The 25,237-nt window shown below is 74.1% G+C and carries 23 protein-coding genes and 1 pseudogene; 13 read left to right on the forward strand and 11 right to left on the reverse strand.

The genetic code is table 11. The features are described 5' to 3' along the window. Positions 1-611, forward strand: a pseudogene (locus tag ACFRQN_RS27290) (FAD-binding oxidoreductase); the annotation flags it as partial. Positions 612-689: 78 nt separating this feature from the next. Here ACFRQN_RS27290 and ACFRQN_RS27295 read toward each other — a convergent pair. The 3 genes from ACFRQN_RS27295 to ACFRQN_RS27305 are packed head-to-tail and all read right to left on the reverse strand — an operon-like array spanning position 690 to position 4,121. Continuing rightward, entirely contained in the window at positions 690-1,391 is a 702-nt protein-coding gene (locus ACFRQN_RS27295) for a FadR/GntR family transcriptional regulator (protein WP_380742763.1), read from the reverse strand. A 10-nt stretch (positions 1,392-1,401) separates the two neighbouring features. Further along, positions 1,402-2,643: an MFS transporter gene (locus ACFRQN_RS27300; RefSeq protein WP_380742765.1), complete on the reverse strand. Its 1,242-nt coding sequence runs from the start codon at positions 2,641-2,643 to the stop codon at positions 1,402-1,404. Next, positions 2,640-4,121, reverse strand: coding sequence for an amidase (locus ACFRQN_RS27305; RefSeq protein WP_380742767.1), 1,482 nt, complete (start codon positions 4,119-4,121; stop codon positions 2,640-2,642). The genes ACFRQN_RS27300 and ACFRQN_RS27305 overlap by 4 nt, the downstream gene beginning before the upstream one ends. A 230-nt stretch (positions 4,122-4,351) precedes the next feature. Here ACFRQN_RS27305 and ACFRQN_RS27310 point away from each other — a divergent pair, with 230 nt between their 5' ends. Both ACFRQN_RS27310 and ACFRQN_RS27315 read left to right on the forward strand, forming a co-directional pair. Continuing rightward, complete coding sequence (locus tag ACFRQN_RS27310; protein WP_380742802.1) at positions 4,352-4,684, forward strand: PadR family transcriptional regulator; 333 nt, start codon at positions 4,352-4,354, stop codon at positions 4,682-4,684. Beyond that, on the forward strand, positions 4,681-5,688 hold the full coding sequence (locus ACFRQN_RS27315) for a hypothetical protein (RefSeq protein WP_380742769.1): 1,008 nt from the start codon (positions 4,681-4,683) through the stop codon (positions 5,686-5,688). The genes ACFRQN_RS27310 and ACFRQN_RS27315 overlap by 4 nt, the downstream gene beginning before the upstream one ends. A gap of 159 nt (positions 5,689-5,847) precedes the next feature. Here ACFRQN_RS27315 and ACFRQN_RS27320 read toward each other — a convergent pair whose 3' ends face one another. Further along, entirely contained in the window at positions 5,848-6,471 is a 624-nt protein-coding gene (locus ACFRQN_RS27320; protein ID WP_380742771.1) for a LysE/ArgO family amino acid transporter, read from the reverse strand. A gap of 69 nt (positions 6,472-6,540) precedes the next feature. On the opposite strand from ACFRQN_RS27320, the gene ACFRQN_RS27325 reads away from it, so the two are divergent. Further along, a complete protein-coding gene (locus ACFRQN_RS27325; protein WP_380742773.1) occupies positions 6,541-7,458 on the forward strand; it encodes a LysR family transcriptional regulator ArgP in 918 nt (305 codons plus the stop codon). Between the two features lie 26 nt (positions 7,459-7,484). Here ACFRQN_RS27325 and ACFRQN_RS27330 read toward each other — a convergent pair whose 3' ends face one another. After that, a complete protein-coding gene (locus ACFRQN_RS27330; RefSeq protein WP_380742775.1) occupies positions 7,485-8,399 on the reverse strand; it encodes a hypothetical protein in 915 nt (304 codons plus the stop codon). Between the two features lie 138 nt (positions 8,400-8,537). Here ACFRQN_RS27330 and ACFRQN_RS27335 point away from each other — a divergent pair, with 138 nt between their 5' ends. Continuing rightward, entirely contained in the window at positions 8,538-10,946 is a 2,409-nt protein-coding gene (locus ACFRQN_RS27335; protein WP_380742778.1) for an ATP-binding protein, read from the forward strand. A gap of 193 nt (positions 10,947-11,139) precedes the next feature. On the opposite strand, the gene ACFRQN_RS27340 is transcribed toward ACFRQN_RS27335, so the two are convergent. Next, positions 11,140-11,919, reverse strand: coding sequence for an NAD(P)H-dependent oxidoreductase (locus ACFRQN_RS27340; protein ID WP_074003580.1), 780 nt, complete (start codon positions 11,917-11,919; stop codon positions 11,140-11,142). Between the two features lie 161 nt (positions 11,920-12,080). On the opposite strand from ACFRQN_RS27340, the gene ACFRQN_RS27345 reads away from it, so the two are divergent. After that, entirely contained in the window at positions 12,081-12,971 is an 891-nt protein-coding gene (locus tag ACFRQN_RS27345; RefSeq protein ID WP_375874950.1) for a helix-turn-helix transcriptional regulator, read from the forward strand. 15 nt (positions 12,972-12,986) lie between these two features. On the opposite strand, the gene ACFRQN_RS27350 is transcribed toward ACFRQN_RS27345, so the two are convergent. Beyond that, positions 12,987-13,385, reverse strand: coding sequence for a VOC family protein (locus ACFRQN_RS27350; RefSeq protein WP_380742780.1), 399 nt, complete (start codon positions 13,383-13,385; stop codon positions 12,987-12,989). A gap of 135 nt (positions 13,386-13,520) precedes the next feature. On the opposite strand from ACFRQN_RS27350, the gene ACFRQN_RS27355 reads away from it, so the two are divergent. Next, positions 13,521-14,516 carry a helix-turn-helix transcriptional regulator gene (locus tag ACFRQN_RS27355; protein ID WP_380742782.1) on the forward strand — a complete coding sequence of 332 codons (996 nt, stop codon included), beginning with the start codon at positions 13,521-13,523 and terminating at the stop codon, positions 14,514-14,516. Positions 14,517-14,657: 141 nt separating this feature from the next. Then, a complete protein-coding gene (locus ACFRQN_RS27360; RefSeq protein WP_049651192.1) occupies positions 14,658-15,155 on the forward strand; it encodes a phosphoribosyltransferase in 498 nt (165 codons plus the stop codon). Positions 15,156-15,476: 321 nt separating this feature from the next. On the opposite strand, the gene ACFRQN_RS27365 is transcribed toward ACFRQN_RS27360, so the two are convergent. Continuing rightward, entirely contained in the window at positions 15,477-16,025 is a 549-nt protein-coding gene (locus tag ACFRQN_RS27365) for a hypothetical protein (RefSeq protein WP_380742784.1), read from the reverse strand. 156 nt (positions 16,026-16,181) lie between these two features. Then, on the reverse strand, positions 16,182-16,775 hold the full coding sequence (locus tag ACFRQN_RS27370) for a TetR/AcrR family transcriptional regulator (protein ID WP_380742786.1): 594 nt from the start codon (positions 16,773-16,775) through the stop codon (positions 16,182-16,184). Between the two features lie 124 nt (positions 16,776-16,899). Between ACFRQN_RS27370 and ACFRQN_RS27375 the strand changes: the two genes are divergently transcribed. From ACFRQN_RS27375 to ACFRQN_RS27385, 3 genes are all read left to right on the forward strand, one after another. Beyond that, positions 16,900-18,009, forward strand: a complete 1,110-nt coding sequence (locus ACFRQN_RS27375; RefSeq protein ID WP_380742788.1) for an FAD-dependent oxidoreductase — start codon at positions 16,900-16,902, stop codon at positions 18,007-18,009. Positions 18,010-18,308: 299 nt separating this feature from the next. Continuing rightward, on the forward strand, positions 18,309-19,889 hold the full coding sequence (locus ACFRQN_RS27380) for an alpha/beta fold hydrolase (protein WP_380742790.1): 1,581 nt from the start codon (positions 18,309-18,311) through the stop codon (positions 19,887-19,889). A 72-nt stretch (positions 19,890-19,961) separates the two neighbouring features. Beyond that, positions 19,962-20,600 (forward strand): hypothetical protein, encoded by a 639-nt coding sequence (locus tag ACFRQN_RS27385; protein ID WP_380742792.1) that lies wholly within the window; start codon positions 19,962-19,964, stop codon positions 20,598-20,600. A 49-nt stretch (positions 20,601-20,649) separates the two neighbouring features. Here ACFRQN_RS27385 and ACFRQN_RS27390 read toward each other — a convergent pair whose 3' ends face one another. Beyond that, positions 20,650-21,552, reverse strand: a complete 903-nt coding sequence (locus ACFRQN_RS27390; RefSeq protein WP_380742794.1) for a helix-turn-helix domain-containing protein — start codon at positions 21,550-21,552, stop codon at positions 20,650-20,652. A 117-nt stretch (positions 21,553-21,669) separates the two neighbouring features. On the opposite strand from ACFRQN_RS27390, the gene ACFRQN_RS27395 reads away from it, so the two are divergent. Then, complete coding sequence (locus tag ACFRQN_RS27395) at positions 21,670-22,734, forward strand: aldo/keto reductase (protein WP_380742796.1); 1,065 nt, start codon at positions 21,670-21,672, stop codon at positions 22,732-22,734. 222 nt (positions 22,735-22,956) lie between these two features. Here ACFRQN_RS27395 and ACFRQN_RS27400 read toward each other — a convergent pair whose 3' ends face one another. Beyond that, positions 22,957-23,223, reverse strand: coding sequence for a hypothetical protein (locus ACFRQN_RS27400; RefSeq protein WP_380742798.1), 267 nt, complete (start codon positions 23,221-23,223; stop codon positions 22,957-22,959). Positions 23,224-23,769: 546 nt separating this feature from the next. Here ACFRQN_RS27400 and ACFRQN_RS27405 point away from each other — a divergent pair. Beyond that, the gene (locus tag ACFRQN_RS27405; RefSeq protein ID WP_380742800.1) at positions 23,770-24,918 is read left to right on the forward strand and encodes a protein-L-isoaspartate(D-aspartate) O-methyltransferase; all 1,149 of its coding nucleotides are present in this window, start codon (positions 23,770-23,772) and stop codon (positions 24,916-24,918) included. The last annotated feature ends 319 nt before the right edge of the window (positions 24,919-25,237 follow it).

The following is a 25,237-nucleotide window of genomic DNA, read 5'->3' on the forward strand; positions in this document are numbered from 1 at the left end:
ACGCCCCGCCGCCGGACGTCCAACTGGCCCGGATCCGCGAGCTGTTGGCCGAGTACCTGCCCTGGGAGGTCGAGCTCTGGACGGAGGCCGAGCCGACCGACGCCGGGGCCGGGCTGTTCGGCGCGGTCACCCCGGTGGTCCGGCGCGCGGTGGCGGAGCTCGGCTCGGGCGTGGACGCCGTCCACGTGCTGGGCCTCGGCGACGCGGTGGTGGTGACCGACCCGATCGCCGGACAGGGCGCCAACAACGCCGCCCGGGCGGCCGAGGCCTACCGCCGGGCCGTCGTGGAGCACGGCGACGCCCCGTACACGGCCGACTGGATGTGCCGCACCGCCGAGCGGTTCTGGCAGCAACAGGCCCGCCACAGCGTCGAGTTCACCGCCGCGATGCTGACCGTGCCGGACCACCTCCAGGGGGTGTTCGCGGCCGCCGCCGAATACCCGGAGGTCGGCCGCCGGCTCGCCAACACCTACGCCGAAGCGCGCGACTACGCCGCCTGGCTCGCCACCCCCGAGCTGACCGCCGCCTACCTGGCCTCGGTGGGCAACTCCTCAGCGGGAAGCCAGGTTCGGCTCGGCGACGAGGACGGGTCCGGCGGCTCCTGTCGGTAGGAACCGCCGGACCCGGGGGCCGTACGACCGGACACCGGCCTTCCGGGCCCGAGGCGGTCGGGCGCGGATGCGGGCGGCTCAGCGCGGCCCGGTGCCCGTGGCGCGCAGTCTGTCGAGGGTGTGGTCCAGGTTGGCCTGGGTCGCCGCGACGGCGGCGTCCGGGTCACCCGCGGCGATCGCCTCGACCAGGGTGCGGTGCGCGTGGGTGATGCCCTCCGCTTCGACGCCGTCGTGGAGCCGGTTGTCGGCCACCACGTGGCCGGCCGCTTCGCGCAGCGCGTCGACGAAGGAGTCGAAGAGGCGGATGAGCACCGGGTTGTGCGCCGCCCGGACGACCTGGCGGTGCAGTTCCAGGTCGGTCTCGACGAGCTCGGCCGGGTCGGCGGCCGCGTCGCGGGCGGCCAGCGCCGCCCGGAGCGCGGCGACGTCCGCCTCGGTGCGCCGCTGCGCGGCCAGCCGGCCCGCCTCCACCTCCAGCGCCGCCCGGACCTCGTACACGTCGAAGACCTCCGAGTGCCGCAGCTCCCGGTCGAACTCCGAGACCGGGGCGGCGGCGGCCACGTACGTGCCCGAGCCCTGACGGGCGCGCAGCTGGCCGTCGGCGATCAGCACCCGGACGGCCTCGCGCGAGGTGGTCCGGCCGACTCCGAGGAGTCGGCTCAGCTCCACCTCACCGGGCAGTTTGCTGCCGACCGGCCACTCGCCCGTGCCGATCAGTCGGCGCAGCTCGGCCGTGGCTTCCTCCACCAGTGAGCGATGGCGTACCGGGCGAACAGTCATGAGGACGACCCTATCGTCCTCCGGGTGCCGCACCCGTGGCGGCCTGCTCGTTCACCCGTTCCGGGGCCGGTTCCGGCCCCTGCTCCGGCCCCGCCTCCGGCAGTACGCGGTCGCGCAGCCGCAGCGCGGAGCCGAGTCCGAGCGCCAGCACGCCGAGGACCAGGGCGAGGACGGTCCGCAGGCCGTGGGCGTCGGCCAGGCCGCCGAGCGCCGGTGCGGCGAGGCCGCCCACGGACATGGCGAGTCCGAGAGTCAGCCCGCTGGCGGTGCCGGGCCGGGTGGGCAGGTAGTCCTGGGCGAGTGTCACCTGCGGGGCGAAGGGCAGGAACATGGCCAGTCCGAACGCCACCGCGCCGGCCATGGCGACCGCGACGGAGGGTGCGAAGGCCACGGCGGCCAGGGCGGGGACGGCCAGCAGGTAGCCGGTGCGGATCGGGGTCATCCGTCCGTGCCGGTCGCCGAGCCAGCCGCCGAGCAGGGTGCCGGCCGCCCCGGCCAGGGTGAGCAGGGTCAGCGCCGCGGCGCCGGTTCCCGTCGAGCCGTGGAGGTCGCGCTGGATGTGGAGGGCGAGCATCGAGGTGACGGTCACGTAGGGGATCGACCAGGCGACGGTGGTCGCGGCGAGGCGTCCGAACGCCCGCCAGACGTCGCGGTGGGCGCTCGTCGCCGCACCCCGGGCGGCCGACGGGGTCGCCGGGGTGTGGCCGCGGTACCGCAGCCAGCGGCCCCGCGCGGCCCACAGCAGGGCCGTCACCAGCGCCGGGACGGCCAGCAGCCAGCTGCCGCCCAGGCCGTACGCGCCGACCACGAGGGTGACCAGGGCCGGTGCCAGCGAGGCGCCGAGGGTGCCCCCGACGGAGAACAGGCTCATCGCCCGCTGGGACTGTCCCCCCGCGACCCGGGCCTGGTTGGTGGCGGCCGGGTGGTAGGCGGCGATGCCGATGCCGGCCAGCGCGGCGAAGAGCCAGGTCAGCGGGTAGCTGTCGGCGAGGGCGGCGCCGGTGATCCCGGCCGCGGCGGTGAGGAAGCCGGCCGGGATGAGCCAGCCGCGGGGGCGGCGGTCGACCAGCAGGCCGAACAGCGGCTGGACCACGCTGGACAGGCCGCTCGCGGCCAGGGCGATGCCGGAGACGGCGGTGTAGCTGTAGTGCCGCTGGGACATCAGGAAGGGCAGCAGGGCCGGGACGGCGCCCTGGTAGAGGTCGTTGACGATGTGGGTGCCGGTCAGGAAGGCCAGCTGTCCGCGCTTCACCGCGTCCCCCGCTCGGGCCGCGCCGTGTTCTGCCCGGTCGCCCGCTCCAGTACGGCCGCCTGCCGGGCGGCGTGGTGGTGCCAGGGCCGGGCCCGTTCCAGCTGGGCGCCGAGGGAGAGCAGGAGGCCCTCTTGGTGGAGCCGGGCGGTCAGCATCACGCCGATCGGCAGTCCGTCCGGGGTCCAGTGCAGCGGCAGGCTGATCGACGGCCGGCCGGTGAGGTTCGCCACCGGCGTGCGCGGGGTGACGGCGAGCATCCGGGCGTAGGTCCGCTCCGGGTCGTCCGGGTCGGCCAACGACCCGACCGGCAGCGGCGGTTGGTCCGTCGTGGGGCTCAGCACCGCGTCGAAACGGTCGTACCGGTGGCAGATCGTCCGGGCGGTGGCGGTCAGCGAGGCCATCGCCGCGGCCAGCCGGACCGCGCTGTGCTCGTTGCCCCGGGCGCGCAGCCAGCGGGTCAGCGGCAGCAGCCGGTCCTCCCGCTCCGGCGGTACGGGCACGGCGGCGGCCAGCACGCTCCACAGCACGGTGAAGTCCGGCACGTACTCGGCCGGGTCGAACGGCGGGGCCTCCTCCACCCGGTGGCCGAGGTCGGCGAGCAGGTCGGCGGTGCGGCGGGAGGCCAGTGCGGCCTCCGGGTGCCACCCGTCCGTCCGGGGCAGGACGCCGATCCGCAGCGGGCCGGGCTCGCGTTCGACGCAGGCCCTGAAGTGGCCGGCGGGGGAGGCGGGCAGGGTGCTGCCGTCGCCCGGGACGCTGCCGGCCATGACGTCCAGCAGGAGGGCCGCGTCCAGCACCGTCCGGGCCAGCGGGCCGGCGGTGGCCAGCCCGAAGGCGTCCGTGCCGGGGGCGGTCGTCACCCGGCCCCGGCTGGGCTTGAGGCCGACCACGCCGCAGGCGGCGGCCGGGATCCGGACCGAGCCGCCGCCGTCGCTGCCCAGGGCCCCGGCGGCCAGGCCGGCGGAGACCGAGGCGGCCGCCCCGCCGCTGGAACCCCCGGCGCCGCGGCCGGGGTCGTACGGGCTGCGCGCGGTGGCGTGGACCGTCTCCGTGTAGGCGGAGCAGCCGAACTCGGCGGCCGTGGTGGTGCCCAGCAGCACGCCGCCCGCGGCCCGGAGGGCGCCGACCACGGCGGCGTCCTGCGGAGCGACGCGGTCGTCGAAGGCGGCGGAGCCCGCGGTGAACGGGAGCCCGCCGACCGGCCAGGTGTCCTTCACCGACAGCGGCACGCCGAGCAGCGGCGGCAGCCCGGCGCCGTCCCCGGTCCCGGCGCCGTCCCCGGCGGCGGCCAGCCGGGCCTCGGCCGCACGGGCGGCCCGGCGGGCGCCGGGCGCGTCGACCGTGCGGTAGGCGCCGAGCACGCCGTCGAGTTCCTCGATCCGGCGCAGGTGGTGGTCGACGAGTTCGGTCGGCGAGACGGTGCGCCCGCGGATCGCCGCCGCCTGTTCGGCCAGCGTCAGGGCATGGAGGTCTGACATGATCACTCTCCCCAAGTAGTCCTCAGGTCCCCAGGTCTTCAGGTCCTCTGAGGACTTCACCATAGAGGCGGGCCCGACTCCATGGCAAGGCAAGCCTTACCGGCTGCCCGGGTGTGCGTTGGTCCTGGCGGATGGGCGGTGCGTGCCCCTCCCTCGCCTCCGATCGCACCCGCTCTTCCGGACACTACGGTGACCGTACTATGGTGATCGGCGTGACGAAGAAACGCTCCATGCAGGAGCCCACCTTCCTGCTGCTCACCGCCCTCGCCGACCAGCCCCGGCACGGCTACGCGCTCGGCGACGAGGTCGCCGCGATCTCCGACGGCCGGGTCCGGCTCGGCGCCGGAAGCCTGTACGGCACGCTCGACCGACTGCTCGCCGAAGGCCTCATCCAGGTCGAACGGGAGGAGACGGTCGACGGGCGACCCCGCCGCGTCTTCGCCCTCACCCCGACCGGAACCCAGGCCCTCACCGACGAGAGCCGGCGGCTGCGGGCCGCCCTCCGCGAGGCCGACCGCCGCCTCGCCATCACCCGGAACAGGCTCGCGGGAGGCCCGGCATGACCGCGCACCAGGACCACCAGGACCACCAGAATCACCAGGAGCAGAGCAGGGAGGGCCGCCTGGCGGCCCACCTGCTGCGCCGCGCCCTCGCCCTCTACCCGGCCTCCTACGGCACCCACGCGCTGGCGGAGGTCGCCGATCACGCCGAGCGCCGCGTCCGAACCGCGAGGCCGCTCGCCGCTCTGCGCGAGGTGGCCGATGTGGCGGGGCACGGCGTCCGGGTCCGGCTCGGCCTGGTCTCCCACCGGCCGGCGGGCCGGGCCCTGGCCACCGCGGCCCCGCTCGCCGCCGCACTGGCCGGCGGCTACGCGGCCGTGCACCTCTATTGGGCGGTCCGGGCCGCCACCGACCCGGACGGCGGGATGCGCGTCGGGTCGCTCGGCGCCACGATGGCGCTGCTCGTCCCGGCGGTGCTGATGGCCGTCGCGGCGCTGACCGGCCGTTGGACGGCGGCCCGCGCCCTGGCGGCGGCCACCGTCGTGGCCCCGCTGCTCGTCCTGCTCGCCGGCCCCGAACTGCCCGGTGCGCACGCGCGGGGCCCGCTGACCTACAGTCTGGTCGGCCCGGACACGGTGCTGTTCGCCCTCAACGCCCTGGTGCTGCTGGCCGCCCCGCCGGACCGCACCACGCGACCGCGCTCCGCCGTACCGTGGGCGGTCGTGCTCACCACCACGGCAGCGGACGTCGCCCTCGTCCTGGTCTCCGGCCCGGGGGAGGGAGTGTTCTTCCGGACCGGATTCCCCCTCGTCGCCCCGGTGGTCGTCGGCGCGGCCGTCGCCTGCACCACCCGTACGGTCCGCTCGGCGGCCCTGACGGCCGTCGTCCTGGGGGTGCCGCCCGTGGTCGCCCCCACGCTGACGGGCTACTACGTCATGAACGCGACCGCTGTCCTGTTCCTGGTGGTGCTGTTCACCATCGGGTACGCGGTCGCCCTCGCGGCGGTCCGGCTGACGGGCCGGTTCGGCCCGCGGACCGACCCGCGGACCGACCCGCAGCAGCCCTGATCCCCGGGCACGGCCCCGGCCCCGCGTCGTGAACCCGCGCGTACGCCCGCGGGTCCGCGCGGCGTCGGACGAATGGTGGCATCCGGCCTGGTCGGGTCGGATGCCACCATGGCCGGCCACCCCCAAGGGTGGCAGCCGGGGCCGGTGGGCCAGGGCGCCCTACGCCCCGGCGAGGAGCATCCCGCCCATCGCCAGCATGGTCGCCGCGACCAGTCCGTCCAGCACCCGCCAGGCCCTCGGCCGGGACAGGACGCCGCTCAGCAGTCGGGCGCCGAAGCCCAGGGCGGCGAACCAGCACAGGCTGGCCAGCGCCGCGCCCGCGCCGAAGGCCCAGCGCAGGTCGCCGCGGTCGGAGGCGAGCGAGCCCAGCAGGAGCACGGTGTCGAGGTACACATGCGGGTTCAGCCAGGTCATCGCCAGGCAGGTGAGGACCGCTCGCCGGACGGACCCGGTCTCCGGTCCGCCGCCGGTGAGCGCGGCCGCCGGATCCGGGCGCAGCACCCGTCGGGCCGCCAGGAAGCCGTAGCAGAGCAGGAACGCCCCGCCGACCAGGCCCACCGCGGTCAGCGCCGCGGGCCAGGCCGAGACCACCGTGCCCACCCCCGTCACGCCGAGCGCGATCAGCGCCGCGTCCGAGACGGCGCAGATGGCGACGACCGCGAGGACGGCGTGCCGGCGGGCGCCCTGGCGCAGGACGAACGCGTTCTGGGCCCCGATGGCCACGATGAGGGAGAGTCCGGTACCGAATCCGGCGAGTGCGGCGGCGATGGTGCTGCTGGTCATGGGTCCGACCGTATGGACCGCGTATAGATGAGTACAGCTAAAGACTCTAAAGTAACCTTAGCCGTACTTATGGACGAGCTTCCCCTGGACCAGGTCCGGACCCTGCTCGCGGTGGTCGACGAGGGCACCTTCGACGCCGCGGCCGCCGCCCTGCACGTGACCCCCTCCGCCGTCAGCCAGCGCGTCAAGGCCCTGGAACAGCGCACCGGGCGGGTCCTGCTGATGCGCACCAAGCCGGTGCGGCCCACCGAGTCCGGCGAGGTGGTGGTCCGGTTCGCCCGCCAGCTCGCCCGGCTGGAACGCGACGCCCGCGCCGAACTGGGCCTGGCGGCCGAGCAGGGCCCGGCCCGGGTCCCGATCGCGGTCAACGCCGACTCCCTCGCGACCTGGTTCCTGCCCGCGCTCACCCGGGTGCCGCAGGACCCGCCGATCTGCTTCGAGCTCCACCGGGAGGACGAGGCCCACACCACCGCCCTGCTGCGCGAGGGCCAGGTGATGGCCGCCGTCACCTCCTCGCCCGACCCGGTGGCCGGCTGCACCGTGCGGCGGCTCGGGCTGGCCCGCTACCTGGCCGTGGCCACACCGGAGTTCGCGGCCCGTCATCTCACCGGGGACCTGGCCGAGGATCTGGGCCGGGCCCCCACCGTGGCCTTCGACCGGCGCGACGAGCTCCAGGACGAGTTCGTCCGGTCCCTCACCCGGGGGTGGTCGGGCGCCGGGCGGATCCGCCACCTGGTGCCCGCCTCGGACGGGTTCCGGGACGCGGTGGCCGCCGGTCTCGGCTGGGGCCTGGTGCCCGAGCCGCAGGCCGAGCCGCTGCTGCGCTCCGGGCGGCTGGTGGAGCTGGCACCCGCCCGGCCGATGGACGTCCCCCTGTACTGGCAGCAGTGGAAGCTGGACTCGCCCGCCCTGTCCACGGTCGCCGAGGCCGTCGCGGCGGCCGCCGCCGAAGCCCTGCCGGCCGGGCCCACCCGCCGCCGGCCGTAGACCGCTTGGGGCTCGGCCCGCCCTCGCTATCCCTCGTGTCCTTGGTCCTGCCCGCTCCGCAGGGCGGCGCCGTGGGCGAGCAGGACGCTCAGCGCCACGTAGTCCGATCCGGGGCGGCGGACGGGCACGAACACCTCCAGCCGGTCCCCTTCGGTGCGGTAGCCCGCCTTCGTCGCGCGCCCCGACAGGGCCCGGCTGCCGACGTGCGAGGCCAGTCCCCGGACGTCGAGCCGGACACCGTCCGCCGGGCGCGCGGAGACGAGGGCGATCCGGGACCAGGCGATCGGCGCGGGGAACGGGGAGAGGGTCATCCCCTCGGCGGTGAAGGTCAGGGCGCCCCAGCGGAACGACCCGCCCGCGCCGAGCTCGTCCAGGAGGCGTTGCGCACGGGCCACGGCGACGGACTGCGTCGCGTCCGAGACGAAGCGCGCGCCGGTGGTGGGGTGCGCCTTCGTGATCATCCGCCAGAAGCCGCACTCCTCCTGGACCCTGATGTAGTCCAGGCCCCGGAGGCGGATCCGGCCGCCCGCGTAGGGGCGGATCACGGTCTTGAGCACGTCGTGCGAGTGCGCCGAGTTGAAGTGGACGGACACCCGGGTCGACTCGACGGAGGCGATCTCCTGCCACGCGTACCGCAGCGTGCGGCGCCCCGGCCGGCGCAGCTCGAAGCCGTCCTCGTACTCCCGGATCCGGATCCGGGCGTGCCGCACGCACAGGGCGAGGCACCCCAGGGCCGCCACGGGCAGGGCCCAGAACGCGAGGCGGAACGAGGAGTCCTCGTCGTAGTACTTGCCGACGAGGGAGCACAGCACGCCGAACAGGATGAGGAGCACGACCAGCGCGGTCGTCGGCCTGCGTACGTAGGCCCCCTGGTAGGTCCACACCCGCTGCCCCAGCAGCCGCCCGCTCCGCTCCGACCCCGCCGCCGTGCCTGCCGTCACCACACACCTCGCATAGCCGTCCGATACCGCGTCGTCGAGTCTCGGGCGGGTGCGTGCGGGGGACAACGGGAGAACTACTCAATTCCCGCACGCTTTCCGTGCCGGTACCGTCAGCGCGCGTCCGTAGGATGACCACCCATGGGAACGGGGGCAGCCGCGGGGACGTTCGCCGGCCTCGGCGGCTTCGACGCCGAACTGACGCCGCTGATCGGGCGGCGGGCGGACACGGTCCGGATCGCCCGGCTGCTGTCCGGCGCGCGTCTGGTGACGCTCAGCGGCACCGGAGGCGTGGGCAAGACCCGGCTGGCGCTGCGCGTGGCGGCGGACGCGGCGCGCTCCGCCTTCCCCGACGGCGTGTACGTCGCCGAACTCGCCGACCTCCGGGACCCGGAGCTGCTCGCGTCGAGCGTCCTCGGCACCCTCGACGTGGCGAATCCGGGGCACCCCGGCGCCGACGCGGCGGCCGTCCTCGCCGCCCGGCTGCGCGAGCGGCGCGCCCTGCTGGTCCTGGACAACTGCGAGCACCTGGTCGACGCGTGCGCCCGCCTCACCGACGCGCTGCTGCGGGCCGCGCCCGGACTGCGCGTCCTGGCGACGAGCCGGCAGCCGCTCGGCATCGCGGGCGAACAGGTCTTCCCCGTGGAGCCGTTGCCGGTGCCGGACGCGCGCGCGGGTCACGGCCTGCGCGACCTGAACGGCAATCCGGCCGTCGCGCTGTTCGTCGACCGGGCCGCCGCCGTGCTGCCCGGCTTCACCCTGACCAGGCCGGACGCCGCAGCCGTCGCCGAGCTCGTCCGCCGCCTGGACGGGCTGCCCTTCGCGATCGAACTGGCCGCCGCCCGCATCCGGAGCCTGACGCCGCAGGAGATCCTGGAGCGGCTCACGGACCGGTTCGCGCTGCTCACCGGCGGGAGCAGCGTCGCCGCCGACCGGCAGCGCACCCTGCGCGCGTTGATCGACTGGAGCCACGAACTGTGCACGGGGCGCGAGCGGTTGCTCTGGGCGCGGGCCTCGGTGTTCCGCGGCGGCTTCGACCTGGAGAGCCTCGAACGGGTCTGCGCGGACGTCGAACTGCCGCCCGCCGCCCTGCTCGACGCCCTCGACGGCCTGGTGGCCCGGTCGATCGTCAACTGCCGCCACGTGCAGGGACGTTCGCGCTACCACATGCTGGAGACGGTACGGGAGTACGGGCACCAGCGGCTGGCCGCGTCCGGCTCGCTCGACGCCCTGCGCGGCCGTCACCGGGACCGGTACGCCGAACTGACCGCACGAGCAGGGCGGGAGTGGTTCGGGCCCCGGCAGGTCGACTGGTTCACGTGCATTCGCCTGGACCACCCGAACCTGCGCGCCGCCCTGGGGTTCTGCCTGGAGCGGCCCGGGCAGGCGCGGGCCGGTCTGGCCCTGGCCGTGTCGCCCCGGCACTACTGGATGACCGCGGGCCTGCTGTCCGAGGGGCGCCACTGGCTGTCGCAGCTGCTCGCCGCCGACCACGCGCAGGACGGCGGTGACGGTGACAGTCGCGGTGACGGCGCGACGGGGCCGGAGACGGCCGTCCGTGTCCACGCCCGGGTCACCGACACGTACCTGCGCATCCTGCAGGGCGACCCGGACGCCGACGTACGGCAGGCGCTCGCCGCGTGCGAGGCGGCGGCCGAACAGGGCGGCCACCGGCGGGAGTCGGCGTGGGTGTGGCACCACCACGGGATCCTCGCCGTCTGGCGCGAGGACTACGCGAGCGCCGCCGAACTGTTCGCGCGGGCGCGCACCGAGTTCCGCGCGCTGGGCTGCCTCGACGCGGCCCTCGAGTGCCGGGTCAAGTTCGCCATCGCGCACGCCTGCGGGGGCGAGGCCGCCGTGGCCGAGGAGGCGTGCGGCGAGGTCGAGGCGGCCGCCCGCACGCACGGCGAGTCATGGCTGCACGGCATGGCCCTGCTCGCCCGTGCCCTGCTGGCCCTGCGCGCGGACACGCCCGCCGACGCGACCACGCACGCCAGGGCGGCCATCGCCCGGCTGCGCCCGTTCCAGGACTGGTGGGACGTGGCCATGTGCGTGGAGGTCATCGCCTGGAGCACCCGGGACGACCCGCGGCGCGCGGCCCGGCTCTTGGGCGTGCTGCACCTGCTGTGGGAGTCACTGGGCGGGCGGCTCGGCGCGGCGCCGTTCATGCGCACCCAGCACCTGCGCCTGGACGCCGCGGTACGGGAGGCGCTGGGCGCGGCCGCCTTCGACCGGGAGTTCCGCCGCGGAGCGCGCGCCACCGTGGACGAGGCGATGGCCCACGTCCTCGACGACCCGGTCGGGGTCCCGGGACTGACGAAGCGCGAGAGCCAGGTCGCGGAACTGGTCGCCGAGGGCCTCACCAACAAGGACATCGCGGCGCGCCTCACCATCGCGCAGCGGACCGCGGAGAACCACGTCGAACGCATCCTGGGCAAACTGGGGCTCGCCTCGCGCACGCAGCTGGCGGTGTGGACGTACGAGCAGCAAGGCGGTCCCGCCCGGGGCCCGCGGCGCCGGGGGCCCACGGAGCGGTCGCTGGCGGACTGAGTCGGAGAACTGGGTTGTTCGACCCAGCCGACAGACTTGGTCGTTCGACCCAGCCGATGGACCGGGTTGCTCGACCCAGCCGCCAGACTGGGTTGTCCGACCCAGCCGGCGGACTGACGTAGCAGACCGAGCCGACGGTCCGAGTCGGTGGACCGAGCCGACAGACCGAGTCGGTGGACCGAGTCGACCGCCCTCAGCCGCGCACGTGCAGCCCGAACCCCGTGCGGCCCGCGGGCTCCAGCCCCTCCTTCAGGTGCAGCGAGGGGATCTCGTAGTCGCCGAAGTTCTGCCGCCGGAACGCGATCGGCTCGGTCGACTCCAGGGTGAGCAGGCGCTGCTCCCAGGCCCGGGCGACGGCCGGGTAGTCCTCGTCGGTCATCCGGTCGCTGCCGTACAGCACGAACGGCGGCAGCACCTCGATGCCCGGGTAGTAGAGGACGCCGTGCTGGAACGGGAACAGCAGATCGTCGATGGGGCCGCTGATCCCGCGAGCGGCGTAGTGCGACTCCGGGCCGCCGACGGTCACCGACAGCAGCGCCCGCCGGCCCGCGAGGGTGCCCTCGCCGAAGCGCTCGCCGTACCTGGTGGCGCTGTGCTCGCCGACGCCGTACGCGAAGCGGTAGGTGAACACCCGGTCCACCCACCCCTTGAGGATCGCGGGCATCGTGTACCACCACAGCGGGAACTGGAAGACGATCGTGTCGGCCCACAGCAGCTTCTCCTGCTCGGCGCGGACGTCCGGGGAGAGCGTGCCGGCCTCGAAGGCCCGGCCCGAGTCCAGGGCGACCTTCAGCGGACTCGAGGCCTCGGGGCCGTAGTCCGCGGCGTCCACGACCGCCTTCCAGTTCATCGCGTACAGGTCGCTCACCCGTACCTCGTGCCCGGCGGTCTCCAGGGTGGACACCGCGAGGTCCTTCAGCGAGCTGTTGAGCGACTTCGGCTCCGGGTGGGCGTGGACGATCAGCGTCTTCACGGGGGACTCCTTCGGATCGGATGCTCCGATCCTGGACGCCGCGGCGCCCGGCGTTCAGGGGCGCCGCTTCCGTCGGACCGGACTTCCTGGTACCGGCAGGGCCACCCTCAGGGGCACCCGAGCCGGCCGTACGGGCGCCCGCCGCGGCCATACTGAGGGGCATGGACGATCTCGCGGGCTTCCTACGGACCAGGCGTTCCCGGGTCGATCCGGCCACCGTCGGCATCCCCACCGACAGCCGCCGCCGGGTCGCGGGGCTGCGCCGCGAGGAGGTGGCGCACCTGTCCGGCGTCAGCGTCGACTACTACGTACGCCTGGAGCAGGGCCGCGCGACCCAGCCCTCCGAGCAGGTCCTCGACGCGCTCGCCCGCGTCCTCGACCTCGACGAGACCGAACGCGGGCACCTCTACCGCCTCGCGCGGCAGCGCCGCCGCCGTGCGACGGCGCCGGGCAGCCGGGTCCGGCCGGAACTGCTGCGCGTCCTCGACCTGGTGGCCGGCGCACCCGCGCTGATCATGAACCACCGCCTGGACGTCCTCGCCGGGAACCGCCTCGCCGGACTCCTCCTCGGCCGCCCGATGCCGGGCCTGAACACCGCCCGGCACATCTTCCTGGAGGAGGCCGACCGCGGCCTCTACGCCGACTGGGAGAACTGCACCCTCGACGTGGTCGGGCACCTGCGGCTGGCCGCCGGCCAGTACCCCGACGACCCCCGACTGGCCTCGCTCATCGGCGAGTTGGCGATGGGCAGCGAGCGCTTCCGTCGCCTCTGGGCCCGCGCGGACGTCCGCGCCCGCACCCACGGGCGCAAGGCGTACCGGCACCCCCTGGTCGGACCGCTGGAACTGCACCAGGAGAACTTCGCGCTGCCGGACGAGCCGGGCATCGAGCTGCTGGTGCTGTCCGCGGCCCCCGGCAGCCCCGCCGAGGACGGACTGCGCCTGCTCGCGGGGCTGGGCACGGACACCGGCGAGCCCCGCGGCGCGGCGGCCGTCGGTGCTGCGGGCGCCGCGGGTGACGAAGACCTGCTTCGGCGGGCGGGGAAGGCGTAGCGGCGGGGTGCCCCGTCAGCGGGTGAACTTCGCGATGGCCGCCGGGGTGACGGGCGTGAAGAAGTTGACGAGGTTGCCGTCGGGGTCGCGGAGCAGCAGGGAGCGGTTGCCCCAGGGCATCGTGGTGGGTTCGGTGACGAAGTCCGTGACGAATCCGGTCAGGTCGCGGTGGACGCGGTCCACGTCGTCGACGAGGAACTCGGTGATGACGCTCTGGTTGGCGGCCGGGCGGGCGGAGCCCGGGGCGAACAGCGGGACGGTGCGGGTGCCCGCGATCGCGAGGGTGGCGCCCGCGGTCCGGAGCTCGGCGAAGTCCTCGGTGGCCCACTGTGCCCGCACCCGCGTGGCGCGTTCGTAGAACTCGACCAGGCGTGCGACGTCGCCGGTGATGATGCGGATCGAAACGAAGTCCATGGTGTCCTCCTGGGACGGGGTCGGAGCCGCCCGCGGTCGCGCGGCTGCACGGTCGTACGGCTGAGCGGCCGTGCGCTCCGCAGACTAGGAGGGATAGTGGACAGAACCTGTCCACTATCCGCCTAGGCTGTGGTCATGTCCCGACCCACCGGCCGTGTGCTGACCCTCCTGGAGCTGCTGCAGTCGGGCGGTACCCGGACGCTGGCCGAACTGGCCGACCGCCTCGGCGTCGACGGGCGCACCGTGCGGCGCTACGTGGACCACCTGATCGACCTCGACGTGCCCGTGGAGTCGGTGCGCGGCCGGTACGGCGGCTATCGGATCTCCCCGGGCTACCGCCTTCCCCCGCTCATGCTCGGCGAGGACGAGGCGCTGGCCGTGCTGCTCGGACTGCTCGCCGGACGCCGGACGGGACTGGCGACGGCCGAGCGCACGGCGGGCGAGACCGCGGCCGCCAAGATCCGCCGGGTGCTGCCCCGGCACGTGGCGGCCCGGCTCGACGCGCTCCTGGACGCCCTCTCCTTCACGGACGGCTCCGGCGGGGACGCCGCCCCGGACGCCGGGGTCCTGCTCACCCTTGCCGACGCGGTGCGCCACCGCCGGCCGGTCTCCCTCAGGTACACCGACCGCGACGGCCGGCCCAGCGAACGCACGCTGCACCCGTACGGGATCGTCGCCCACGCGAACCGCTGGTACGTCACGGGCGCGGACCCCGGGGTCGGCGAGGACCGGACCTTCCGGCTCGACCGCGTCGCGGACGCGAGGGCCCTGCCCGGCACGTTCGACGCGCCCGCCGGCCCCGACCCGGCCGACCGCCTGCTGTCGGGCTTCGCCACGGCCGACTACCGGCACGAGGTGACGCTGCGCGTCCACGGCACGGCCGAGCAGATCCGCGCCCACCTGCCCGCCGGCGTCGCGACACTGGAGGACCACGACCCGGCACCGACACCGGACGGGGACCCGACCGCCGAGCGCTGGCTGCGCGTCGAGCTACGGGCGGAGCGCCTCGACTGGCTGCCGCCGCTCCTCGCCGCGATCGACCGGCCGTTCGTCATCGAGCGCCCGGAGGAACTGCGCACCCTCGTCACCGCCCTCGCCGACCGCCTGGCCTCCCACGCCCGCCGGACCTGACGGCACCCGCCCGACTCCCCGCGGGCCGGCCGCCGTGGCCCGGGGAACCGGAGCGCTCGGCCGACGTGTGAAGCACCACACTTCCGGTCCAGAGCGTGCCGGAACTCGCGGCCCGGCCGACGGCCAAGGACACTGATCGTCGTGACTGATGTGCGTGAGACCCTGGATTACCAGACCTTCGGGCGGGCGGTGCGCGAACTCGCGCAGACGATCGCCGACGACGGCTACGAGCCCGACCTCGTCCTGAGCATCGCCCGCGGCGGGGTGTTCGTGGCGGGCGGTCTGGCGTACGCGCTGGACTGCAAGAACATCCACCTGGTGAACGTCGAGTTCTACACGGGCGTGGGCACCACCCTCGAGATGCCCGTCATGCTGGCGCCCGTTCCCGCCGCGATCGACTTCACCGACAAGAAGGTCCTGATCACCGACGACGTCGCCGACACGGGCAAGACCCTGCGGCTCGTGCACGACTTCTGCCTCGACCACGTCGCCGAGGTCCGGTCCGCCGTCATCTACGAGAAGTCGCACTCCCTGGTGAAGTGCGAGTACGTGTGGAAGCGGACCGACGACTGGATCGAGTTCCCGTGGTCGACGGAGGGACCGGTCGTCAAGCGCGAAGGCCAGGTCCTCGACGCCTGACCGGAGGCCTGACCGGAAGCGGTCCGCGCCCCAGGCCGGGACGCCGCAGGCCGGGACGCCCCCAGGGCGGGCTCCCGCGGAGCAGAAAAAATCGGAAGGGTTGGGACCTGTCACCCCTTCGGGGGGTGGAGCTGGCGCGCGCGGGCAGCGGTGCGGCAGCATCGGGGCGGGAGCCCGGTCCTGGCAGGACCGGGGGTGGTTGAGGAGCGGGTGCCCGTCGTGGTGACGCGGGCACCCGCTTGGCGGTGTCCTCGCTGATACCGGTGCTCGCAGCCGGCACCGGTGCTCGCACAGCCCGCCCGATGCGTGACGACCGACGACCTACACCTCGTCGTCCCGGTCGCCGTCCTGCGGCGTCTCGCCGAACCGCTCCTGCGCCTCCGCCGGCCCACAGCCGAAGGCGCGGCCGATGTACTCCCAGGTCATCAGGTTGCGGTGGGCCCTGCGGCCGGCCAGCAGCGCGGTCGAAGCGGCGGCGCGCTCGAACCGGCCGGCCGCACGGGCGGCGGCGTACGGCCTGCTCTCCGTCAGGTCGCAGATCCGGTCGACCAGCGCCGCGATCAGGTCCTCGACCTCGCGCGGCACCACACCCTCGGCCAGGTCGACGTGCGACTCCCAGTCCGCGAACGGCCCGGTGTCCTTGCCCACCGCCTCGGTCGCCGAGTCGTCGCCGAAGTCCAACCGGTGCACCTGCTCGCCCCGCCAGCCGCAGCTGCAACCACCGCGCACCGCGGTGGCCCGAGGGCCGTCCGCACCGTTGTAGAGCCACCAGGTGGTGCGCCCGTCCGGCAGCGGCTCCGGCTCGCTGCCGTCCGCCAACACCGCCGCCGGGAAACCCCGGTGGCGTTTGCTCTCGTCAACCCATGGCATGCCGTGTCCCTCGCGTCCCTGGAGTACAGCACCAGGGTTCTCAGCCCGTGGCGCAGTGTCAAGGCTTCGCGACAATCGGTGCGATCCGCGGATCACGGGGGCCGCGGCCGGGAGCACGCGGCGCCTGCGCGCGCATCGGGGCTCTCGCGGATCGGGTCAGCTGCTCGGATGGGAGGCCGCCCAGCCGTGTTCGAGCAGGGCGAAGGCTTCGTCGGCGGCCCGGCGCGGTTCGGGGTGCTGCAGGATCATGCTGCGGGCCGCCAGGGCGAACCGGGCCAGGGCGACGCAGCTGACGTCGTCGTCGGGCGCGTCCACGGCCTGCGCGATGGCCCGCGCCAGGGCCGTTTCGTGGCGGGTCCACATCCGTTGGGAGTAGTCGCGCAGCGCGGGGGTGTCCTGCACCAGGCGGGTGAAGTCGGCGAACCGCGGGTCGGCGGCGTGAATGGCGAACCGGGTCTGGTTCAGCAGCAGGTGCTCGCGCAGCGCCTGTGGGACCGACCGGCCCGGGGGCCGCTCGCGCACGGCCGCGACGAGGGCCGCCTCCAGGTCGTCGTCCTGGTCGAAGACCAGCGCCTCCTTGCTGGTGAAGTGCTTGAACAGGGTGGTCACCGAGACGTCCGCGGCGTCGGCGACGTCCTTGACACCGACCTGGTCGTAGCCGTGTTCGAGGAAGAGTTCGAGTGCGGCGTCGGCCAGGGACTGGCGGGTCTGGGCCTTCTTGCGCTCGCGGCGCCCAATCGCTTCGGTCACCCGACCACCATAGCCCGAAGTGCATCCACTCTGAAAGTGTAGTCATTGCACTTATTTAGCGAGTGTGCTTTCTTGGTGGTGTCGGGCCGACCGGCGACCCGCCCACCACCGGAAGGACGCACCCATGCCCACTGCCCGTGCCCCCCGCATCGCGATCGTCGGCGCCGGCCCCGGCGGCCTGACCTGTGCCCGGATCCTGCAGCAACACGGCCGCGCCGTCACGGTGTTCGAACGTGAAGCCGACGCCGACGCGCGCCCGCAGGGCGGCTCCCTCGACCTTCACGCCGACACCGGCCAGGCCGCCCTGCGGTCGGCAGGCCTGCTCGACCGGTTCCATGCCCTCGCCCGCCCCGAGGGCGACGAGTGGCGGGTGCTCGACCATGCCACCGGCGCCCTCCTCGCGCAGCGGGGGCCGACCGCGGGCGGGGGCCGGCCGGAGATCGACCGCGGCCAACTGCGCGGCCTGCTGCTGGACTCGCTCGCCCCGGACACGGTGCGGTGGGACCGTGCCGCCGCCGGGGTCACCCCGCTGGCGGGCGGCACGTGCCGGCTGCTCCTGGGCGACGGTACGTCCGAGGAGTTCGACCTGGTGGTCGGTGCCGACGGCGCCTGGTCACGGGTCCGCCCGGCGCTGTCACCCGCCGTACCCCACTACACCGGTGTCACCTTCGTCGAGACCGGCTTCGACCAGTGCGACACCCGCCACCCCGAACTCGCCCGACTGGTCGGCAGCGGATCGCTGCTGGCGAAGGGCGTCGGCCGGACCCTGGCCGCCCAGCGCAACAGCAACGGTCACATCCGCGGCTACCTCGCGCTGCGCGAGCCGCAGGACTGGCACACGGCCGCCGGACTCGACCTCGGCGACCAACGGGCCGTGCGGGAGCACCTGTTGGAGCTGTTCGACGGCTGGGACGACAGCCTGCTGCGGATCCTGCGCGACAGCGACCACGGCTTCGTCAGCCGGCCCCTGCACGTGCTGCCCGCCCCGCACGCCTGGACGCACGTGCCCGGAGTGACGTTGCTCGGCGATGCCGCACACCTGATGCCCCCGGTCGGGCTGGGCGCCAACCTCGCCATGCTCGACGGTGCCGACCTCGCCCACGCCCTCGTCACCGAATCCAGCGTCGGCGCCGCCGTCCGCGCCTACGAGCGCGTCATGCTGCCCCGCTCGATCAAGGCGGCGACGGGAAGTGCCCAGGGCCTCGACCACCTCGTTCCCGCGACGGCCCGCTGAGTCGACTCCACCACCGCTCGACGACGCCGAAGGCGCCGAAGTCGTCCAGGGGGCGGGACTACTACCTATCGACTCCGACGGCCCCCTCGACGCGTTCCGGTACCGCGTCCGCCCCGCGGAAGGCACGGGCGGAATGGTACGCCGGTCGTATACCGAAGGCCCGCCGTGGTGCGTCTGACGTACCGCCAGTTCGTGTCGCAGGGCGATGCCTTCGGAGCAGGTGCGTTGAGAGGCTCGACCGGCACGGCCCGGACGTCCTCCGGGTCGGACGCGTCCGTCACCCCCCGGGAGAAAGCAGCATGACCATCACCGGCACCACCGTCCGGCGCGCCTCGGCCGCGGGGCTCGTCCTCGCCACGGGCCTCACCACCTGCCTGGCCGTCGCACCCGCCGCCCTCGCCGCGACGCCGGCCGCCGCCGTCGACGCGGCCCCTGCCGCCGGACTCGGCCGCTACTACCAGCAGCGCCTGGACTGGCACGGCTGCGCTCGGGGCGGGGAGGACCAGACGGGCCGCGCCCTCGACGCCGCGGGCGCGCGCTGCGCGGACGTGACCGTACCCCTCGACTACGGCGACCCCGGCGGCAGGACCATCACCGTCGCCGTGTCCCGCCTGAAGGCCACCGACACCCGCCGCCGGATCGGCTCCCTCCTGGTCAACCCCGGAGGCCCGGGCGGCCCAGGCCTCGGCATCGGGCTCACCGTGCGCCCCGTGATGAAGGAAACCGGCGCCCGCTACGACGTGATCGGCATGGACCCGCGCTTCACCGGCCGCAGCACCCCCCTGGACTGCGGCCTGTCCTCCGGGCCCGGCCTGCTGTCGGCCGGCCCCGACCGGGCCGGCTTCGACCGCCAGACCGCCCGGGCCAGAGACGTCGCGGACCGCTGCCGGGCCACCAACGCCGACGTCCTGCCGCACGTCACGACACGCAACACCGCCCGGGACATCGACGTCGTGCGCGGCGCGCTCGGCGAACGGAGGATCTCCTACCTGGGCTACTCATACGGCACCTACCTGGGCACGGCCTACACCCAGATGTTCCCCACCCGCTACGACCGGGTGGTCCTCGACAGCGCCCTGGACCCCGACCGCTACAGCCCCCGCCTCATGAAGGGAACCGAGGCCGAGAACGAGAAGGCGTACGACGACTGGTCCGACTGGACCGCCGCCCGCGACAGCACCTACGGCCTCGGCCGCACCCGGGAGGAGGTACGCGCCACCCTCGACGGCGTCATCGCCGCCTCCTCCCGCGAACCGCTCACCGTGGGCACCGCCCCCGACACCTTCCGCCTCGACGACAGCCAGGTCCCCGCCCTGCTCTTCACGGGGATGGCCGACGACACCGACCCGGCGCGCGCCTCCCTGGCCGAGCAGATGTCCCTGCTCACCCGGGCCGCCCAGGGCCACCCCTCCACCCTGCCGCCCGCCTTCACCGACCTCCTGCGCTCCGTGTTCACCCCCGCCGGCTCCAGCACCGGCAGCGCCCAGACCGCCATCCTGTGCGGAGACGCACCCGCCCCGCGCGACCCCGAGACGTACTGGAGCGACATCGAACGCGCCCGCGCCGCCCACCCGCTGTTCGCCCCGCTGACCGAGAACATCACCCCCTGCGCCTTCTGGGACCGCCCCCGCGAAGCCCCCGTCCAGGTCCGCCACGACACCCCGGCCCTGATCGTCGCCTCCACCGGCGACCCCCGCGTCCCCTACACCCGCAGCACCGCCCTGCACGACCGCCTCCCCAGCTCCCGCCTGCTCACCCTCGCGGGCGCCAACCAGCACGCCAACTACGGCGTCCACGGCAGCTCCTGCGTCGACACCACCGTCAACACCTACCTCGCCACCGGACACCTCCCCGCCCGCGACCGCACCTGCACCGCGTAGCTCCGCTACTCAGGGGCCCTTGAGTACGTCCGCTCATGCGTTCCGACCAGCTGTTTCCCTACCGTGACCCGCATGGACACGAACGCGGCTCCCGCCTCCCCCCGGCCCTCCGACACCCCGCGCTGGGCCACCGTCCTCGGGGTCGCGCTGGCGGTCCTCACCGCCCTGGTCGTCCTGGGAGCCATGGCGCTGGCCACGTTCGAGGACTCCCTGACCCAGCACGGGTACGTCAAAGGCCCCGGAAGCGTCGTCGAGCCCCTGGGCGCCGGCGGGACCGCCCGCTACGACGACGGCCTGAGGATCACCCTGGGCCCTCCCCGCCGGGAACCCGACGGCAGCTACAGCTTCACGGTCACCTACGACAACGGCACGGGTGAGGAGTTGCGCCCGGGTGGGACGTCCCCCGACACCGGCGTCGGCACGACCGGTGGCTCCGCCGCCGTCGTGGTCCGGGCGGGGAAGGCCATCGACTCCGGCCCGCTGTCCACCCCTTCCGCCTTCGGCTCCGCTCCCGTCCCTGCTGCGAGCATGACCTTCCTGGACCAGGCCGCGACCGTCACCGCCCTCACACCGCCCCTCGGCACGGAGCAGAAGCGCACCGTGCCGGTGCGGGTGAAGCCCGACAAGGCGGGAGGCCCGGTCACGGTGGAGGTCGCCCCGAAGTCGCCCGGGTTCCGCGACACCGCGTACTGGCAGTTCGACCTCGGCTGACTCCACGTACAGGTGCCGCCTCTGCCGCTCCGTGGTGAGTGGCCGGCGGTCAGGGCCGGTGCGAGGAGCCGGACGCGTGCGAGAGCGCGTCAGGCCCCTGCCGCGGCCCGGCGGCAGCTGCGCGCAGCCGGTCCAGGGCCGCCTGGCTCTCCGCGTCCGCCGCACGGTAGATCACCAGCAGCTGGTCCGGGTCCTGGAGCGGCCTGAGGGTCTCGAACTGCACGGTGAGGACGCCGGCCTCGGGGTGTCGCAGCGCCTTGTGGCCGCGGCCGTTGACCCGGACGTCCCGCTCCGCCCACAGGCGCGCGAACTCCTCGTCACCGGCGGCGAATTCGGCGATGAGGCCGCTCAGGGCCCGGTCTTCCGGGTGGGCGGCCCACGCGGCGCGCAGGTGGGCGATCCCCTCCCGCACCACGCGTTCGCGGTCGAGGTAGAACTCCCGCACCCGCGGGTGCATGAGGCACAGCCACATCGCGTTGCGCTGCGGGGGCGGCAGGGCGTCGAAGTCCACCATCAGTCCCGCCATTTCGGCGTTCCAGGCCAGGATGTCGTAGCGGTGGTTCAGGAGCATGGCGGGCAGCGGTGCGAGGTCGGCGACCAGCCGGGCGAGCGGCGCCGCGGCGGCGGTGGCGGGCCGGTCGGCGCCGGGGGGCCGCCGCAGGGCCAGGTCGAAGAGGTAGGCGCGCTCGTCGGGGGCCAGGCGCAGCGCCCCGGCCAGGGCCTGGAGCACGTCGGGGGAGGGACGCAGCCCGCGGGCCTGTTCCAGCCGGACGACGTAGTCGACGCTGACCCCGGCCAGTTCGGCGACCTCCTCACGGCGCAGCCCCGGGGTGCGGCGGTTCCGGAGGCGCGCCGGCAGGCCGACGTCCCGGGGATCCAGGCGTTCGCGCCGGCTGCGCAGGAACGCGGCCAGCTCCTGGGTCTGGGTCCTGTCCGGCGCGGAGGTCGTCATGACCGGCGCAACAGCCAGGGTAGGACAGATGTTCCCAGGAAGTCCCCTCCCTTATCCGTGCCCCGTCGCCGCCGCAGACTCGCTGTCGACGACGGGGCACGAACACGGGAGGTCACCATGGCACTCACCCTCGACAGCTACCGGCTGCTGGGCCGTTCCGGACTGCGGGTCTCACCGCTCGCGCTGGGCACGGCCACGTTCGGCACCGAGTTCGGCTGGGGCGCGGAGAAGGCAGAGGCGCGCAGGCTGTTCGACGCCTACGTCGAGCGCGGCGGCAACTTCATCGACACCGCCAGCACGTACACCGACGGCAGTTCCGAACGCCAGCTGGGCGAGTTCACCCGGGGCGGCCGCGAAGGCCTGGTGCTGGCGACGAAGTACACCACGCTGCGCCGGCCGGGCGACCCGAACTCCGCGGGGAGCCACCGCAAGAGCATGTTCGCCTCGGTGGAGTCCAGCCTCCGGCGGCTGGGCACGGACTACCTCGACCTGCTGTACCTGCACGTGTGGGACTTCACGACGCCGGTCGAGGAGATCCTGCGCGCCATGGACGACCTGGTCCGGCAGGGCAAGGTCCTGTACGTGGCGGTCTCCAACGTCCCGGCCTGGGAGGTCTCGCGCATGCAGGCGGTCGCCGACCTGCGCGGCTGGTCCCCGCTGGTCGCCCTGCAGATCGAGTACAACCTCCTCAACCGGGCGGCGGAACGCGATCTCGTCCCGATGGCACGGGAGATGGGCCTGGGCGTGCTGCCGTACTCCCCGCTGGCGGGCGGCCTGCTCACCGGCACGTACGGCCGCGCCGACCTGACCGCGGCGGCCGCCGGCCCCGGGGAGGGCACTCGGAGGAGCTTCAACGCCGGGCTGGGCATGGTCACCGAACGCGCCCTCGCCGTCGCCGAGGTCGTGAAGGAGGTCGCCGCCGAACTGGGCCGCACACCCGCGCAGGTCGCGCTCGCCTGGACGCTGCACCGGCCGGGCGTGACGGCGCCCGTCGTCGGCGCCCGCACGCTCACGCAGCTGGAGGACAACCTGGGCGCCCTGGAGGTCGAACTCAGCGCCGCCCAGTCGGACCGCCTCGACGAGGCCGGCCGCATCGAACTCGGCTACCCGCACGACCTGCTGGCCGGCCCCCACATCCGCCAGGTCACCCGGGGCGACCTGAAGATCGCCCCCCGCCCCTGAGACCCGACGGCGCCCCGAGACGCCACCCACCTGACTCCCCGAGCAGACCGCACAGGCCATCCTGGGAGCGGTGCCGCACCGGACGATCAACACCTAAACCCCGTAGGGAAGTTAGAGAGGACATGGGCACCACCGAAACCAGTCTCACCCCGCTCCCGATCGTGGACGTCCACGTCGTCCTGCACCACCAGGACCCGGCGACTCTGCGCTCGATTGTTCACCTCACTGAGACCCGTAGAGCTCCCACTGCCTCATGACCTCTGCGTAGAGGTAGGAACACGCCTCTTCCTCCGATTCGAAACTCGCTTCCTCCCAGTGCTCGCCACGCTCATAGACGTCGATCGTCCATCGACCGTCGCGGCCCTCGGTGAGGATCGGGGCCGCCTCGTGTAGATGGTTGGACGTCGAGAGACCCCGCGTGCTGATCCCGTAAAAGCGGTCGCTCACACCTGCCTCGGTGAGGCGCGTCAGAAGTTGGTGACGATCCATCAGCAGGATTTTCCATTCTCGAAGACAAGGTATTCCGCGGCGCAGAGTACCTTGACGGGCTTTTCAAGGGAGAACTGAGTGACGCCTCCGGGTTGTTCGAACCACGGTGCGGCCTTGGTTGCCGTAGGAATCCACTGCATGCGAATTCCAGCACTTCCCGACGAACTGCTCCCTCGCCAGGTTGTCGTATCGCTCCCACCCCTCGGCAAGGCGCCCGGCGTCGGCGTGGGTGGCGCCGCGCGCGCTCCCCGGCTGCTCCTGTGCGCCGTACCACCAGAAGCGTTGGCTCGCCCGGGATGGTCGGCCAGCTGTGCCTGCCGCGAGGAGGAGTGATGGGATCGCCATTCACTTCGGGTGCTCGTTCACCTACGCTCTGCTCTGAAATTCTCGGAGCGTCGCACAGAAGGGGGAATCACCCGTGGGTGACGAGAACAAGGGCGGCCCGAACGACGGTAGGGGCGGCTCCCACGCCAAGCCCGGTGGCCCGCAGATCGGCCCCAAGCCGAATCCCGACGGACAGGGCCCGACTCCCGAGCCGAAGCACAAGTGACGGCGATCGCCGACCTCCAGGGTCGGCTCGTCGACCGGTTGGAGGCCTCGGGCGCGCTGACCCCGGGCTGGCGTCAGGCCTTCCTCGACGTCGGGCGCCACCTGTTCCTCCCGGACGTCGTCTGGGCGAGCACCAGCGACGGCTACGAGCGCTGCGACCGGACGGAGAACCCCGGGAGGTGGCTGGAGCTCGCGTACTCCGACGTGGCGATCGTGACGCAGTGGGAGGACGACGCGGACGGCGGGCAGCGGGAGCCGACGTCGTCGGTCTCCATGCCGACGATGGTGGCCTCCATGCTGCGCGACCTGGACGTCCACGAGGGCCACACGGTCTGGGAGGGCGGGACCGGCCCGGGCTGGAACGCCGCACTGCTGGCCCGGCGCCAAGGCGCGGATGCCGTGGTGACCGTGGAACTGGACCGGGAGGTCGCCGCCCAGGCCGAGGCGAATCTCCGGGCCCTCGACGACGCCCCGACCGCGGTAGTGGGCGACGCCGCCGACGGGTACCCGCCACGGGCCCCGTACGACCGGGGGATCCTCACCTGCTCGGTACGGGAGGTCCCCGCGGCCGTGATCGGGCAGATCCGGCCGCAGGGCGTGCTGGTACTGCCCTTCGCGCCGCTCTTCGGCGGCGGGGCCGTCGCCCGCCTCACCGCCGCCGGCCGCACCGCCGAGGGGCCGTTCACCGGGTCCTCGGCGTTCATGCGCATGCGTCAACAGCGCTATCAGGGCCCGCCCGTCGACGACTACCTGCCCGGCGACTGGCCCGGCGACGCCGCGCAGGAGTACACGACCCTCAGCCCGCTCGATGTCGTGGACGACTGGCTGGCGTCCTTCGTCGTGGGCCTGGCCGTGCCCGATGCGTACTACCGGCGCAGCGACGGTGACGGGATGACCACCCTGTGGCTGTTCGACACCGGCGTCACGTCCTGGGCCACGGTCGACTTCGTGGACGGCGCGGAACGGTACGAGGTCCGGCAGTCGGGTCCTCGCCGGATGTGGTCGGAGATCGAGGACGTCGTCCGCTGGTGGGAGAAGCAGGGCCGCCCGGGCTTCGACCGGTTCGGGCTGACCGTGGACACGGACGGCGGGCACCGGGCGTGGCTGGACGAGCCGGCCAACCCGCTGCCGTCCGTACGGGGGTAAGGCTGGGCCCGGCCGGACAGCGGCTTCCCCCGCGGTCCGGCCGGCACGTCTCCCGGTACCGGATCGGCCGGGAGACGAGACCTCCCGTGCTCCTCGGCGGCGCGCCGGACGATCCGGCGGGCCGCCGTCCCCCGCGTCCTGCGGCGCCCGAACGTCCCGCTGTACGGCGGTCGTTGACCAGCAGGTCGGCGTCTCATCGCGCGTCAGGACGGGCGCTCCGCCGTCCGATGGCGCTGACGTCCAGCACCAGCACCTGCTCGCCCGCCGGCCGGCCGCCCCCGGGCGGCCCGCCCGGGGCGGAACGTAAGGCCACCCCCCC

Origin of the sequence: Kitasatospora sp. NPDC056800 (genome assembly GCF_042789775.1) — a bacterium.
Taxonomy (GTDB): Bacteria; Actinomycetota; Actinomycetes; order Streptomycetales; family Streptomycetaceae; genus Kitasatospora.